The organism is Agrobacterium sp. ST15.16.055 (assembly GCF_027956555.1).
GTDB lineage: Bacteria > Pseudomonadota > Alphaproteobacteria > Rhizobiales > Rhizobiaceae > Agrobacterium > Agrobacterium salinitolerans.
Genome location: NZ_JAQKGN010000012.1, coordinates 82,331 through 97,159, shown reverse-complemented (window position 1 = coordinate 97,159; position 14,829 = coordinate 82,331). Strand labels below are relative to the sequence as shown.

Below are 14,829 nucleotides of genomic sequence, written 5' to 3'. Positions count from 1 at the left end.
ATCGAGTTGAAAATAGTATTTTTTTACAAACTAGAAAAAGCAAGGGCGCCGGCAAAATCAAGGCACGTCCCTTGCCCGGGCACTTTAGGGCGGATTGGACGGAGAGGATGAAATGACGATCGTGAGCGAACACGATATCGAGGAACTGCGGTTCTCGCTGAAGAACAGGCTGGGCGAAGCTTTGCTGCTGACATCGCAAGAGGACATGCTGCGCTATTGCCGCGACTGGCATGGCGACGTCACCAGCTCGGCCGTGGCCGTTATCCGCCCCCGTTCGACGAAGGAAGTTTCCGACACGGTCAGCGCCTGCGCCGAACTCGGCCTCTCCATCATTCCCCAGGGCGGGAATACCGGTCTGGTGCTCGGCGGCATTCCCGATGCCCCCAAGCGTCAGGTCGTATTGAGCCTTGAGCGCATGAACGCCATCCGCACCATCGATAGCGACGATTTTTCCGCCGTCGTGGAAGCCGGCTGCATTCTCTCGGAATTCAAGGATGCGGTTGAGGACAAGGGTATGTTCTTCCCGCTTTCGCTCGGCGCACAGGGCAGCTGCCGCATCGGCGGCAACGTCTCCACCAATGCGGGCGGCATCAATGTCCTGCGCTACGGCATGACCCGCGAACTCGTGCTGGGTCTGGAAGTGGTCCTTCCAGATGGCACCATCTGGAACGGGCTTTCGACGCTGCGCAAGGATAATCGCGGCATCGATCTGAAGCAGCTCTTCATCGGCGCGGAAGGAACGCTCGGCATCGTCACAGCCGTTGCCGTCAAGCTTTACCCTAATCCTGAACATGTCGAGACGGCGCTGCTCGGCCTCGATTCGCTTGATGATGCCATCAAGCTTTACCGCCGCGCCCGCCGCGAATGCTGCGACCTGATGTCCGCCTTCGAATTCATGCCGCCTGTCGCCTTCACGCTGGCGATCGAAGCTATACCCGACCTGAAAATGCCGATTGCCGGCGATTACCCCGCTTACGTGCTGATGGAAATTTCAGGCTCCGGTCTGGTGGACACGGCCGACCTGATGGGCCGCTTCCTTGAGGGTGTGATGGAAGACGGCTTGGTGCTGGACGGCGTGATCGCTTCTTCACGGGCACAGGCGCAATCGCTGTGGCTGTTCCGCGAAGGCATGAACGAAGGGCAGGCGCTGCGCGGCGCACATATGCGCACCGACATTTCCGTGCCCTTGTCGAAACTCGCCGCTTTCGTGGCAGAAGCCGAGGCGGAACTGGCGGAAAAACTGCCGGAGTGCCTGGCGGTTTCCTACGGCCATGTCGGAGACGGCAACGTCCACCTCAACGTGCTTCCGCCGAACGGTTCGACGCCGGAAGAGCGCGAAGCATTTATCTACAAGTCCAAGACACTCGTTAACGAGGTCCTCGACCGCTACATCGGCAGCATCAGCGCCGAACACGGCATCGGCCGCCTGAAACGCTCTGATTTCGAAAGCCGGCTATCTGATGTACAGCGCCGGATGATCACGGGTCTGAAAAACGCCTTCGACCCTGATTTGCGGATGAATCCCGGTTGCCAGATAACCCTGCAACCGGATAGCTAATCGAGGACGGCGAAGGCGGCTGAAAGCGCCGCCTTTGAAAACCCCGCGGACGGCGAAGGAGGAAGTCGCCTACCGCGGGAAAACGAACCAATCGTTTCTGTGGAACGGGAGCAACCATGACGCTGGAGTTCAGTCAGATTCATCGCAACGACCATCTGCCCGGCCGGATCGCTGCGGAGATTGCGCGCGAAATCAATGATTCGAAGCTCGGACCGGGCGACAGGTTGCCAACCGAACATGTTTTGGCAAAAACCTTCGGGGTCAGCCGCTCGGTCATCCGCGAGGCGATCGCGCAATTGCGCAACGAAGGTTTTGTTGAAACCCGGCAGGGCGTTGGCGCATTCGTCACCGATCCCCGGCAAAGACTGTCCATCCGAATCGAGCGATCGCGGCTGAACGATCCGGAAAATTTCCGCGATCTTTTCCAGCTTCGCATGCCACTGGAAATAGAAGCAGCCGGGCTGGCCGCACTGCACCGCAGCCCGCAGCAGTTGACGCGGCTGGCGGCAGCTTTGGAAAAGATGAAAACCGCCGACGATTGGTCGACGGAAGGCGTCGCGGCCGATCTTGACTTCCACCGCATTCTGGCGGAAGCGACTGAGAACGAATATTTCCTGATGTTCCTCGGCTTCATCGCGGAACGCATCAGCTCCGCCATCAATATAGCTTTTTCGCGTGCAGTTTTTGGTGAAATTCTCGAGGTGACGATCGCCGAGCATGTGGCAATCTACGAGGCCGTCGAGAAGGCCGATGCCACAGCTGCCAAGAACGCCATGCGCAAGCACCTGATCGGTGCTGCAAGTCGGGTCAATCTCGAACTCGACATCTTCTGAGCCGCAAATGAGCAGGCCGGAAAAGCTATAGGACAGGTTTACGATTTTCCGGTAATTGAGGCACGGAACACGATAATTTTGTCGGCGTAGCCGCTAGACTCGCAGCAAAAGTCATACTAAGAAGAATGGGATTAGGTTGTCAGACATCCAGACAATAAGACCGCAGGAGGCGGCCTGTGGGGTGCTGAAGGGGAGAACTACATGACCGGAAAAAGGTCCATCGACGCTGCCGCAATTTTGCCTGAAGATTTCGAAAACGCGCTGCTCGTCGGCCGCGTCTGGTCGAAAAGCGAAGACGGCCCCTGCCCTGTCCTGCTGAAGGGCGGCGTGCTTTATGACCTCACTTCGATTTCCCCAACCATGTCCGAACTTCTGGAAAAGACGGATCTGGTGCAGAGGCTCGCCGACACCGGCTCTCTTGTCGCACTCGGCGCGCTGGAAGCGTTTCTGGACGGTTCCGCCGGCGAACTCCTTGCCCCCAACGATATTCAGGCTGTCAAGGCCGCCGGTGTCACTTTCGCCGACAGCATGCTGGAACGCGTGATCGAGGAGCAGGCCAAGGGCGATCCGCTGCGCGCGCAGGAAATTCGCGGACGGCTGGCGCCGGTTCTCGGCGACAATCTCAAGGGACTTGAGGCCGGCTCCGAAAAAGCTGCCGAAGTGAAGAAACTGCTCCAGGAAATGGGCCTCTGGTCACAATATCTGGAAGTGGGCATCGGCCCGGATGCGGAGATATTCTCCAAGGCGCAGGCCATGGCTTCTGTCGGCTGCGGAGCGCTGATCGGCGTTCACCCGAAGTCGCAGTGGAACAACCCGGAGCCGGAAGTGGTGCTCGCCATCACCTCAGACGGCCGCATCGTCGGCGCAACGCTCGGCAACGACGTCAACCTGCGCGACTTCGAAGGTCGTTCCGCCCTGCTGCTCAGCAAGGCGAAGGACAATAACGCATCCTGCGCGATCGGTCCCTTCATCCGCCTGTTCGACGGAAACTTCACCATTGAAGATGTGAAGAGGTCGCAAATCTCGCTTTTGGTCGAGGGCGAAGACGGTTTCACCATGACGGGCGTCAGCCCGATGGAGGCGATCAGCCGCACGCCGGAAAACCTTAGCTCCCAGCTCTTGAACCGTAACCACCAATATCCTGACGGCGCCGTCTTCTTCCTCGGCACGATGTTTGCGCCGGTCAAGGACCGCCATGGCCCAGGCCTCGGCTTCACCCATTCGAAGGGTGACCGTGTCGAAATCTCCACGCCCAAGCTCGGTAAGCTGATCAACTGGGTCACGACGACGGACGAATGCCCGGAATGGACGTTCGGCACCGCGGCCCTGATGCGCAACCTGGCGAAACGAGGGCTGCTCTAGATATTTCTTCGGGAGGGGAAAATGCAGAAGATCATCAATCTCTTTTACCGGATTCTCGAAATCATTCTCGTCCTGCTGCTTGCCGGCATGGCGATCATGGTCTTCGTCAACGTCGTCATGCGTTACACGATGAATTCGGGCATAAACGTCTCGGAAGAATTGTCACGCTTCTTTTTCGTGTGGCTCACCTTCACCGGCGCCGTCGTCGCCTTCAGGGAACATGGTCACATGGGTATCGAAACCATGGTGATGTTCCTGTCGCGCCGCGGCCGCATCCTCTGCATGATTTTATCAAACATTGTCATCCTCACCTGTTCCGCCATCTTCTTCTGGGGGACGTGGAAGCAGTCTGGCATCAATGCCAGCATGCATGCGCCAGTCACCAAGCTATCGATGATCTGGGTCTACGGCATCGGCATGTTCACCGGCGCCCTGATGTTCATCATTGCGCTGGAACGTCTGTACCGGCTCGTTACGGGCCGCGTGACGGAAGACGAAATCGCCCAGTTCGCGGGCGAAAACATGACGATCGAACAGCTTTCGGAGCGCTGATACCATGACACTCCTCGTTTTTGTCGGCTCTCTGCTCGGCGCTATGGCGATTGGCGTTCCCGTCGCTTTCTCGCTGATGTTTTGCGGCGTTGTGCTCATGTGGTATATGGGCATGTTCAATACCCAGATCATCGCTCAGAACATGATCGCCGGCGCGGATACATTCACGCTGCTCGCCATCCCTTTCTTCATTCTGGCCGGTGAACTGATGAACTCTGGCGGCCTCTCCCGCCGCATCATCGATTTTGCGATCGCCTGCGTCGGTCATATCAGGGGCGGTCTCGGGATCGTCGCCATCATGGCTGCCATCATCATGGCCAGCATCTCCGGCTCGGCCGCAGCCGATACCGCGGCGCTTGCCGCAATCCTCATCCCGATGATGGCGAAGGCCGGTTACAACGTGCCGCGCTCGGCAGGTCTCATTGCTTCCGGCGGTATCATCGCTCCGGTCATCCCCCCCTCCATGGCCTTCATTGTTTTCGGCGTTGCCGCCAACGTCTCGATCACCCAGCTCTTCATGGCGGGGATCGTACCGGGCCTGCTGATGGGCCTTTCATTGGTCGCAACCTGGTTGTTCGTCGTCCGCAAGGACAACATAACGCCGCTTCCGAAGACCACGGCCAAGCAACGCATGCGGGCAACAGCACGTGCCGGGTGGGCGCTCGGTATGCCGGTTATCATTCTCGGAGGGATCAAGGCCGGCATCATGACTCCGACAGAAGCCGCTGTCGTGGCCGCTGCCTACGCCCTGTTTGTCGGCATGGTGGTCTACCGCGAACTAAAGCCGAGTGAGCTTCCGCACGTGCTCCTGCGCGCAGCCAAGAGCACCTCGATCATCATGTTCCTGGTCTGCGCCGCACTCGTCTCCGCATGGCTTATCACGGCTGCAAACATTCCGAACGAGGTTGTCGGTTACATCGAACCGCTGATCGACCGTCCGATGTTCTTGATGTTTGCGATCATGGTCCTGATCCTGGTCGTCGGTACTGCGCTCGACCTGACACCCACCATCCTGATCCTGACGCCCGTTCTGATGCCGATCATCAAGCAGGCGGGCATCGACCCAGTCTATTTCGGCGTCCTCTTCATCATGAATACCTGTATCGGTCTCATCACGCCCCCTGTTGGCGTCGTGCTGAACGTTGTCAGCGGCGTCGGTAGGGTTCCGTTGGGCCGCGTCACGGCGGGCGTACTGCCTTTCCTGCTGACACAGGTCGCCGTGCTGTTCCTTCTGGTGATTTTCCCGGACATCGTCCTCGTACCACTGCAGTATCTCCGTTAACCCGCAACCCGCTTCTCGCAAACAATCCAAGGGAGGATATTATGAGAAAGCTTCTTCTGACCACCACGGCAATCGCTTTCGCAGTTGGCACTGCTGCCCCGGCAATGGCCGAATTCAACAGCCGCAACATCCGTGTTTCCAACGGCATCAACCAGGACCATCCGGTCGGCAACGGCATCAAGGCCATGCAGGCCTGCCTCGACGACAAGTCGGGCGGCAAGCTGAAGCTAACCGCATTCTGGGGCGGCGCGCTCGGCGGCGACCTCCAGGCGACCCAGGCCCTGCGCTCCGGCGTTCAGGAAGCGGTCGTAACGTCCTCGTCGCCGCTCGTCGGCCTGATCCCGTCGCTCGGCGTCTTCGACCTGCCGTTCCTGTTCTCCAACGCCAAGGAAGCCGATGCCGTCATGGACGGCGCCTTCGGCGACATGATGAACAAGAAGCTGGAAGAACAGGGCCTCGTAAACCTGGCCTACTGGGAAAACGGTTTCCGCAACCTGTCGAACTCCAAGCGTGCCGTGAACAAGTGGGAAGATTTCTCGGGCCTCAAGGTCCGCGTGATGCAGAACAACATCTTCCTCGACACCTTCCAGAACCTCGGCGCCAATGCAACGCCGATGGCCTTCGGCGAAGTCTTCTCGGCGCTGGAAACCAACGCGATCGACGCGCAGGAAAACCCCTATGTGACGATCGACACCTCCAAGTTCTACGAGGTGCAGAAATACGTCACCGAGACGAACCACGCCTATACGCCGTTCCTCTTCCTCTTCTCCAAGCCGATCTTCGACAGCTACACGCCCGAAGAACAGGCCGCCCTGCGTGAATGCGCGGTCGTCGGCCGCGACGAGGAGCGCAAGGTCATCCGCGAGCTGAACCAGAAGTCGCTGGAAAAGATCAAGGCGGCTGGCCTCGAAGTGAACACGCTGTCTCCTGAAGAACAGGCGCGCATTCGCGAAAAGTCGATGGTTGTCTACGAAAAGCACAAGGCTGAAATCGGCGCCGACATCGTCGACGCCGTTCTGGCGGACCTGAAGAAGATCCGCGGCCAGTAATCCTGACTGAATACAACTAAAAACACCCGGAGGTTCCGCCTCCGGGTGTTTTTGTTTGTGAAAATCGCCAATAGAAAAAAGGCTGCCGGAGCAGCCTTTCAACGGATCACGCCGTACGGTTCTGCCGGTTGGCGATGAGGTCGTCGACAACGGCCGGATCGGCGAGCGTCGACGTATCTCCCAGCGCACCAAAGTCATCCTCGGCGATCTTGCGCAGGATACGCCGCATGATCTTGCCGGAACGGGTTTTCGGCAGGCCCGGCGCGAACTGGATTTTATCCGGTGTCGCAACCGGGCCGATTTCGTTGCGGACGTGCTTCACCAGCTCCTCGCGCAATGAATAATCGCCGTTCTGGCCCGCCATCAGCGTGACATAACAATAAATGCCCTGCCCCTTGATGGGATGCGGATAACCGACAACGGCTGCCTCCGAAACAAGGTGATGCGACACCAGCGCCGATTCCACTTCAGCGGTGCCGAGACGGTGGCCCGACACGTTCAGAACGTCATCCACGCGGCCAGTGATCCAGTAATATCCATCCTCGTCACGACGGCAGCCGTCACCAGTGAAATATTTGCCCTTGTAGGTGGAGAAGTATGTATCGACGAAGCGCTGGTGATCGCCATAGACGGAGCGCGACTGGCCCGGCCAGCTGTCGATGATGCACAGATTGCCGTCCGCCGGTCCTTCCAGCACATTGCCTTCGGCATCGACCAGCTGCGGCTGCACGCCGAAGAACGGCCTTGTGGCCGAGCCGGGTTTCAGATCGGTCGCGCCCGGCAGCGGCGAAATGAGAATGCCGCCGGTTTCCGTCTGCCACCAGGTATCGACGATCGGGCTCTTGTCCTCGCCGACCACATGGTAATACCACTCCCAGGCTTCCGGATTGATCGGCTCGCCGACCGTGCCGAGAAGCCGCAGGCTGCTGCGCGAGGAGCGCTTCACGAACTGGTCGCCCGCCCCCATCAGCGATCTGAGCGCTGTCGGCGCCGTATAGAAGATATTGACCTTGTGCTTGTCGATGACTTCCCAGAAGCGGCCCTGATCCGGGAAGTTCGGAACGCCTTCGAACATCAGCGTCGTCGCGCAATTCGCAAGCGGCCCGTAGACGATATAGGAATGGCCGGTGACCCAGCCGACATCGGCCGTGCACCAGTACACCTCGCCGTCCTTGTAGTCGAAGACATATTCATGCGTCATCGACGTATAGACGAGATAGCCGCCCGTGGTGTGCAGCACGCCCTTCGGCTTGCCGGTGGAGCCAGACGTATAGAGGATGAACAGCGGATCTTCCGCGCGCATCTTCACCGGCGGGCAATCCGGTTTCACGGTAGCGATTTCCTGATGGTACCAGATGTCACGGCCCGGCGCCCAGCCGGTCTTGCCGCCGGTGCGGCGTACCACCAGAACCTTGTTAACGATGACATATTGCTTGGCGGCAATATCGATCGCCTTGTCGGTGTTTTCCTTGAGCGGGATCGGCTTGCCGCCGCGCACGCCTTCATCGCAAGTGATGACGAAGGTCGATTCGCAGTCGACGATACGGCCGGCCAGCGCTTCTGGCGAGAAGCCGCCAAAGACGACGGAGTGCACCGCACCGATGCGCGCGCAGGCGAGCATCGCATAGGCCGCTTCCGGAATCATCGGCATATAGATCGTGACGCGGTCACCCTTCTTGACGCCGTGCTTCTTCAGCACGTTGGCCAGACGGCAGACATAGTCGTAGAGCTGATTATAGGTGATCTTCTTGTCGATATAGGGGTTGTCGCCTTCCCAGATGATCGCCGTGCGCTCGCCATGCGTCTTCAGATGCCGGTCGATACAGTTATAGGAAACGTTGGTCAGGCCATCCTCGAACCACTTGATCGGCACGCGCCCCTTGAACGACGTGTTCTTGACCTTGGTATAAGGCTTGAACCAGTCGATCCGACGGCCGTGCTTGTCCCAGAACTTTTCAGGATCCTCGACGCTCTCCTGGTACCATTTCTGGTAACGCTCATTATCGATGAGCGTGCGGGCTTTCGCCGACTTGAGCACCGGGTAGATTTTGGCAGACATGAACTCCTCCTGGAACCGGGTATGGCTTCTGACGCGGCCCGAGACTCCCACCTCAGGCATGTGTTGAATTCATAGCAGGTCAATTGCGCACGGCAATTAGACAAAGGTCATTTGTTTCGCAAAGAATTGCAATTATGATGCAATCCGGTTATAGAGCGGCAATATCCCGGAAATCAGTGGTTGATACCACGCCCGCGACACCGGCGCGGACGGACAGAAGGACTGTATCTATGGCTCAACAATTGCTCATGCCAAAGGCAACGGCTGTATGGCTGGTTGACAACACCGCGCTGTCGTTCGATCAGATCGCCACGTTCTGCAAACTGCATCCGCTCGAAGTCAAGGCCATTGCCGACGGAGAAGCCGCGCAGGGCATCAAGGGTCTCGATCCGATCGCGACCGGACAGCTCTCCCGTGACGAAATCGCCCGCGCGGAAGGCAATCCGAACCACAAGCTCAAGCTTTCCGAGCCTAAGGTTCGCGTGCCGGAATCCAAGCGCCGCGGCCCACGCTACACCCCGGTTTCCAAGCGTCAGGATCGTCCGAACGCTATTCTCTGGCTCGTTCGCAACCACCCGGAACTGAAGGATGCGCAGATTTCGCGTCTCGTCGGCACCACAAAATCGACGATCGAACAGATTCGCGACCGCACCCACTGGAACTCGGCCAACCTGACGCCGATGGATCCTGTGACGCTCGGCCTCTGCAGCCAGATCGATCTCGACCTCGAGGTCGAACGCGCCTCGCGCGGCCGTCCGCTGCCGACTGCCGAAGAACTGGATAACACGCTGCAGCCGGCAACGGCGACGGAAGGTCTGGACTACAGCTTCCAGCGCGAGGAAGACGAGCAGATCGACGCCGATGCGGTCTTCAAGAAGCTCAGCTCGCTGAAATCCACGCAGAAGGACGAAGACGAGGACGATCACTACTGATCGGACGTCTTTTAGAGTTTAAAAACCCGGCCTCAGCGCCGGGTTTTTAATTTGCAGCCTTATCGCGCACCGAAGATCGCCGAACCCACACGAACACTCGTCGCGCCGAATTCCACGGCAGTTTCGAAATCGCCCGACATGCCCATGGAAAGCTTCTCAAGCCCACATTGTTTGGCAAGCTTCGCCAGAAGCGCAAAATGCGGGCCCGGATTTTCATCCGCCGGCGGAATGCACATCAGTCCTTCGACCTGCAATTTCAGCTCATCCCGACAAAAATCCACGAAAGCTACGGTCTCACGCGGGTCGATACCCGCCTTTTGCGGCTCAAGGCCAGTATTGACCTGCACATAAAAACGAAGGCTGCGACCCTGTTTACGGCATTCTTCGGCAAGCGCGCGGGCGATCTTCTCCCGGTCAACACTTTGCACCACATCAAACAGCGCCACGGCGTCCGCCGCCTTGTTGGACTGTAGCGGGCCAATCAGATGCAACTCGATATCAGGCGTCTTCTGCTTAAGCGCCGGCCACTTGCCCTGCGCTTCCTGCACGCGGTTCTCGCCGAACGCGCGCTCACCGGCATCGATGACCGGCTGGATCGCCTCCGCGTCGAAGGTCTTCGAGACCGCGACGAGGGCAACATCCGCCGCCTTGCGTCCGGATTTTTCCGCAACATCGGCAATGCGCTGCCTGACATCCTCGAGACGTGCTTCGATTTCCATCACAAGACCTTCATTTGAACCATTCGCAACGCTAACTAGCCACCGATTGCCTTGATGCCAAGCGCCTTTAGCACCATTTGAGGCACGCTGGCCAAGATTGAACGTCCGAACGTCCCGCCAAACTTGACGCCCCGGTCGTTTCATGGTGAAGGTCAGCGCACATTTTTCCCCTCGATACCCGGAATTTTAGACAATGGCCATCGAACGTTACAATCCTCGCGACGCCGAGCCGCGCTGGCAGCAAAAATGGAACGAGGACAAGGTTTTCGTCACCGACAACAGCGATCCGCGTGAGAAGTATTACGTTCTAGAGATGTTTCCCTATCCGTCGGGACGCATCCATATGGGCCATGTCCGCAACTACGCGATGGGCGACGTCGTCGCCCGTTACAAGCGCGCCCGCGGTTTCAACGTCCTGCATCCGATGGGTTGGGACGCCTTCGGCATGCCTGCCGAAAATGCGGCCATGCAGAACAAGGTTCATCCCAAGGACTGGACCTACCAGAACATCGCCACCATGCGCGGCCAGCTGAAATCCATGGGCCTGTCCTTGGACTGGACCCGTGAGTTCGCCACCTGCGATGTGGAATATTACCATCGCCAGCAGGCGCTGTTCGTCGACTTCATGGAAAAGGGCCTGGTTTACCGCAAGCAGTCGAAGGTCAACTGGGACCCGGTCGATCACACGGTTCTGGCCAATGAACAGGTCATCGATGGCCGCGGCTGGCGCTCCGGTGCGTTGGTCGAACAGCGCGAACTGACGCAATGGTTCTTCCGCATCACCGATTTTAGCCAGGACCTGCTGGACGAGCTGGATACGCTCGACCAATGGCCGGAAAAAGTGCGCCTGATGCAGAAGAACTGGATCGGCCGTTCCGAGGGCCTGTCGCTGCGCTGGCGGACGGTTGCCGACACGGCGCCGGAAGGTTTCTCCGACATTACCGTCTATACGACACGCCCCGACACACTGTTCGGCGCCTCCTTCCTGGCGATCGCCGCCGACCACCCGCTGGCCAGAGAACTGTCCGCGAACAATCCGGCGATTGCCGAGTTCTGCGACGAATGCCGCCGCCATGGCACCTCGCTCGCAGCGCTCGAGACGGCTGAAAAGAAGGGTATCGATACCGGCGTCAAGGTCGTGCACCCGCTGGACCCCAGCTGGGAACTGCCGGTCTATGTCGCCAACTTCGTGCTGATGGACTATGGCACCGGTGCGATCTTCGGTTGCCCATCCGGTGACCAGCGCGATCTGGATTTCGCCCGCAAATACGGCCTGCCGGTCGTGGCCGTCGTCGCCCCTGAAGGCCCCGATGCCGCAAACTTCACCATCGATGATACCGCCTTCACCGATGACGGCGTGATGATCAATTCGGGCTTCCTGAACGGCATGAAGACGGCTGACGCCTTCGAGGCCGTCGTGCAGAAGCTTTCCACGCAGACGCTCGGCAATACGCCGCAGGCAGAGCGCAAGGTCAATTTCCGCCTGCGCGACTGGGGCATTTCCCGCCAGCGTTATTGGGGTTGCCCGATCCCGGTCATCCATTGCGAAGTCTGCGGTGTGGTCCCGGTTCCGAAAAAGGACCTCCCGGTCAAACTGCCCGATGACGTGACGTTCGACGTGCCCGGCAACCCGCTGGACCGGCACCCCACCTGGCGCCATGTCTCCTGCCCGCAATGCGGTCATGACGCGCGCCGCGAAACCGACACGATGGATACATTCGTCGATTCCAGCTGGTATTACACGCGCTTCACCGCGCCGTGGGAAGACGCGCCGACCGACCCGAAGGTCGCCAATCACTGGCTGCCGGTAGATCAATATATCGGCGGCATCGAGCATGCGATCCTCCATCTGCTCTATTCGCGCTTCTTCACCCGCGCCATGCGCGAAACCGGCCATGTCGGCGTCAAGGAACCCTTCAAGGGCCTGTTCACGCAGGGCATGGTGGTGCACGAGACCTATAGCCGCGGCGAAGGCACGGCGCGCGAATGGGTGCCGCCTGCGGAACTGCGGATCGAGGAAAGCGACGGGGCTCGCCGCGCATTCCTGCTCTCGTCCGGCGAAGAGGTGAAGATCGGCTCCATCGAGAAGATGTCGAAGTCGAAGAAGAACGTGGTTGACCCGGATGACATCATCGCATCCTACGGCGCCGATACCGCACGCTTCTTCGTCCTGTCGGACTCTCCGCCCGATCGTGACGTCATCTGGTCCGAAGCCGGTGTGGAAGGCGCAAACCGGTTCGTCCAGCGCGTCTGGCGCATCATCGGCGAAGCGGCGGAAGAGCTGAGAACCGTCCAGCCGAAGCCTGCGACCGAAGGCGAAGGGCTGGCGGCCTCCAAGGCGGCCCACAAAACGCTGAAAGCTGTGCAGGAGGATCTGGACAAGCTCGCCTTCAACAAGGCCATTGCCCGCATCTATGAACTGGTCAATGCACTCGCCGGTCCCCTTGCGGATGTCGCTGCGGGCGGCAAGTCTAATGACGTCAAGGCGGCAGCGCGTGACGCCGTCGAAATCCTCATCCGCATCATCGCCCCGATGACGCCACATCTGGCGGAAGAATGCTGGTCCGCACTGGGTAACACGGGCCTCGTGGCCCAGACGCCGTGGCCTGCCTTCGTCGCTTCGCTGGTCGAGGAAAACGAAGTCGTCATGCCTGTGCAGGTCAACGGCAAGAAGCGTGGCGAATTGACAATCGCGCGCGATGCGGATCAAGATGCGGTCCGCACGGCCGCCCTTGCGCTGGATGCCGTCAAATCCATTCTTGCCGGTGGCGAGCCCAAGAAAGTCATCGTGGTTCCGCAGAGGATTGTAAACATTGTTGTCTGACGTTTTTTCAAGATGGAGCCGCGCCGCGGCAGCGATTTCCGTCGTGACGATGGCTGGTCTTCTGGCGGGCTGCCAGGTGCGCCCGCTTTATGGGGAAGCTTCCGGCACCAAGGAAAGGCTGGCGGCGGTCAGCGTCTCCGATATCGGCGGCAGGGCCGGGCAGGAAGTCCGCAATCAACTGATCTTTCTAATGGCTGGCGGCGCAGGCCAACCGGCCACGGCTCAATATAACGTCAAGGTTTCCGTAAGCTCGAGCGCTACCTCGACGGAAGTGCAGAATTATGACCTGACGACCCGCTCGAACAATAATTACGATGGTCCTTACCCTGGTCGTGTCGTGATGAGTGGTCAATATGTGCTGACGCGGGTTTCCGACGGTCAGATCCTGCGCTCCGCACGCCGCAGCGTAACGGCGCAGGTGGATTTGCCGCAGCAGGAATTCGCCAAGATCCGGGCAACTCGCGACGCCGAAAACCGTGCGGCCCGGGAACTTGCCGAAATCATCCGCACCGATATCGCCGCCACCCTCGGCCGCTGAGAGCGGCGGCCGTGACGGAGATAAAGTCCCATGAATTTGAGCGCTTCGCCGAAAACCCGGCGGAGCGCTTTCGTGTTTTCGTGCTTTACGGCCCGGATCGCGGTCTCGTGTCGGAACGCGCAGGCGTCATCGCCAAAAAGACCGGTATCGATCCCGATGACGCTTTCGCATCGCTGAAACTGACCGCATCCGATCTACAGGGCGACCCCGGCCGTCTACTCGACGAGGTGAATGCCATCGGCCTTTTCGGCGGCGAAAAACTCGTCTGGGTTAAAGGTGCTTCGTCCGAAAAGGCGCTGGTGGACGCCCTCCAGATTCTGGCGGAAACGCCACCGGAAGCGAGCTTCCTCATCATCGAAGCAGGCGACATCAAGAAGGGTACGGGACTGCGCAAGATCGCCGAACCAGCGCGCTCCATCGCAGCCATCCCCTGCTATGCCGACGATGCGCGCTCGTTGAACACATTGATCGATCAGGAACTCTCAGCCGATAATCTGCGTATTGCGCCGGCCGCACGGCAGAGGCTGATCGAATCCCTTGGCGGCGACCGTATCGCCTCGCGCAACGAAATCCGCAAACTGGCGCTCTATTGCCGTGGAGCCGACGTGGTCGAGGAGGACGATGTACTGGCGATCATCGGAGACGCCAGCACGGTTTCCGCCGACGATGCTGTCGACGCCATTCTGAAAGGCGACAGAAACGCCTTCTTCCACGCAACGCAGAAGATCGTCTCTTCGAAGACCCCGATCTTCCTCGTCCTCCAGGGATGCCTCAGGCAATTCCAGTTGCTCGACCAGATGAGGGCCGAAATGGATGAGAAAAAACTGCAGGCCGGTCAGGTCATGCAGACACTTGGGCGCCACATTCATTTCCGCAGAAAACCCATCATCGAAAGGGCGCTGCGAACATGGCAGCCAGCGGCGATCGCCCGCGAGATGAACCGTCTGCAGGCCGCTATCCTGCAAAGCCGTCAGCGGCAAAGCCTGGAAGAAAGCGTGGCCCTTCTGACATTGCTGTCGACCACGCTGCAATCCGGCCGCAGCGGATGACGCTCAGCAAAAAGCCCTCGCAGCAACAACTCGAGGGCTTTTTAAATCATGGTTTCGCTGTCAGGCCGTAAA

12 protein-coding genes are annotated in these 14,829 nt (G+C 59.3%); 10 read left to right on the top strand and 2 right to left on the bottom strand.

The window, feature by feature from the left end:
- Nucleotides 1-112 precede the first annotated feature (112 nt).
- From PL599_RS17050 to PL599_RS17025, 6 genes are all read left to right on the top strand, one after another.
- A complete protein-coding gene (locus tag PL599_RS17050) occupies nucleotides 113-1,558 on the top strand; it encodes an FAD-binding oxidoreductase (RefSeq protein ID WP_269824801.1) in 1,446 nt (481 codons plus the stop codon).
- A gap of 116 nt (nucleotides 1,559-1,674) precedes the next feature.
- Nucleotides 1,675-2,391, top strand: coding sequence for a FadR/GntR family transcriptional regulator (locus tag PL599_RS17045; RefSeq protein WP_077981316.1), 717 nt, complete (start codon nucleotides 1,675-1,677; stop codon nucleotides 2,389-2,391).
- A gap of 201 nt (nucleotides 2,392-2,592) precedes the next feature.
- Entirely contained in the window at nucleotides 2,593-3,753 is a 1,161-nt protein-coding gene (locus PL599_RS17040; protein WP_137412318.1) for a fumarylacetoacetate hydrolase family protein, read from the top strand.
- Between the two features lie 21 nt (nucleotides 3,754-3,774).
- On the top strand, nucleotides 3,775-4,305 hold the full coding sequence (locus PL599_RS17035) for a TRAP transporter small permease (RefSeq protein WP_077981314.1): 531 nt from the start codon (nucleotides 3,775-3,777) through the stop codon (nucleotides 4,303-4,305).
- Between the two features lie 4 nt (nucleotides 4,306-4,309).
- The gene (locus tag PL599_RS17030) at nucleotides 4,310-5,587 is read left to right on the top strand and encodes a TRAP transporter large permease (protein ID WP_077981313.1); all 1,278 of its coding nucleotides are present in this window, start codon (nucleotides 4,310-4,312) and stop codon (nucleotides 5,585-5,587) included.
- 41 nt (nucleotides 5,588-5,628) lie between these two features.
- Nucleotides 5,629-6,636 carry a TRAP transporter substrate-binding protein gene (locus tag PL599_RS17025; RefSeq protein WP_137412319.1) on the top strand — a complete coding sequence of 336 codons (1,008 nt, stop codon included), beginning with the start codon at nucleotides 5,629-5,631 and terminating at the stop codon, nucleotides 6,634-6,636.
- Nucleotides 6,637-6,742: 106 nt separating this feature from the next.
- On the opposite strand, the gene acs is transcribed toward PL599_RS17025, so the two are convergent.
- On the bottom strand, nucleotides 6,743-8,695 hold the full coding sequence (acs, locus tag PL599_RS17020; protein ID WP_077981324.1) for an acetate--CoA ligase: 1,953 nt from the start codon (nucleotides 8,693-8,695) through the stop codon (nucleotides 6,743-6,745).
- Nucleotides 8,696-8,925: 230 nt separating this feature from the next.
- Between acs and PL599_RS17015 the strand changes: the two genes are divergently transcribed.
- A complete protein-coding gene (locus PL599_RS17015; protein ID WP_162520501.1) occupies nucleotides 8,926-9,627 on the top strand; it encodes a DUF1013 domain-containing protein in 702 nt (233 codons plus the stop codon).
- Nucleotides 9,628-9,686: 59 nt separating this feature from the next.
- On the opposite strand, the gene PL599_RS17010 is transcribed toward PL599_RS17015, so the two are convergent.
- On the bottom strand, nucleotides 9,687-10,346 hold the full coding sequence (locus PL599_RS17010; protein ID WP_269824800.1) for a YggS family pyridoxal phosphate-dependent enzyme: 660 nt from the start codon (nucleotides 10,344-10,346) through the stop codon (nucleotides 9,687-9,689).
- 193 nt (nucleotides 10,347-10,539) lie between these two features.
- Between PL599_RS17010 and leuS the strand changes: the two genes are divergently transcribed.
- Genes leuS through holA form a run of 3 tightly spaced genes read left to right on the top strand, consistent with a single transcriptional unit; the run spans nucleotide 10,540 to nucleotide 14,757 of the window.
- The gene (gene leuS, locus PL599_RS17005) at nucleotides 10,540-13,170 is read left to right on the top strand and encodes a leucine--tRNA ligase (protein ID WP_077981309.1); all 2,631 of its coding nucleotides are present in this window, start codon (nucleotides 10,540-10,542) and stop codon (nucleotides 13,168-13,170) included.
- Nucleotides 13,163-13,708, top strand: a complete 546-nt coding sequence (lptE, locus tag PL599_RS17000) for an LPS assembly lipoprotein LptE (RefSeq protein ID WP_162520500.1) — start codon at nucleotides 13,163-13,165, stop codon at nucleotides 13,706-13,708. Before leuS ends, lptE begins: the two co-directional genes overlap by 8 nt.
- Nucleotides 13,709-13,719: 11 nt before the next feature.
- Nucleotides 13,720-14,757 carry a DNA polymerase III subunit delta gene (holA, locus tag PL599_RS16995; protein ID WP_077981307.1) on the top strand — a complete coding sequence of 346 codons (1,038 nt, stop codon included), beginning with the start codon at nucleotides 13,720-13,722 and terminating at the stop codon, nucleotides 14,755-14,757.
- Nucleotides 14,758-14,829 lie beyond the last annotated feature (72 nt).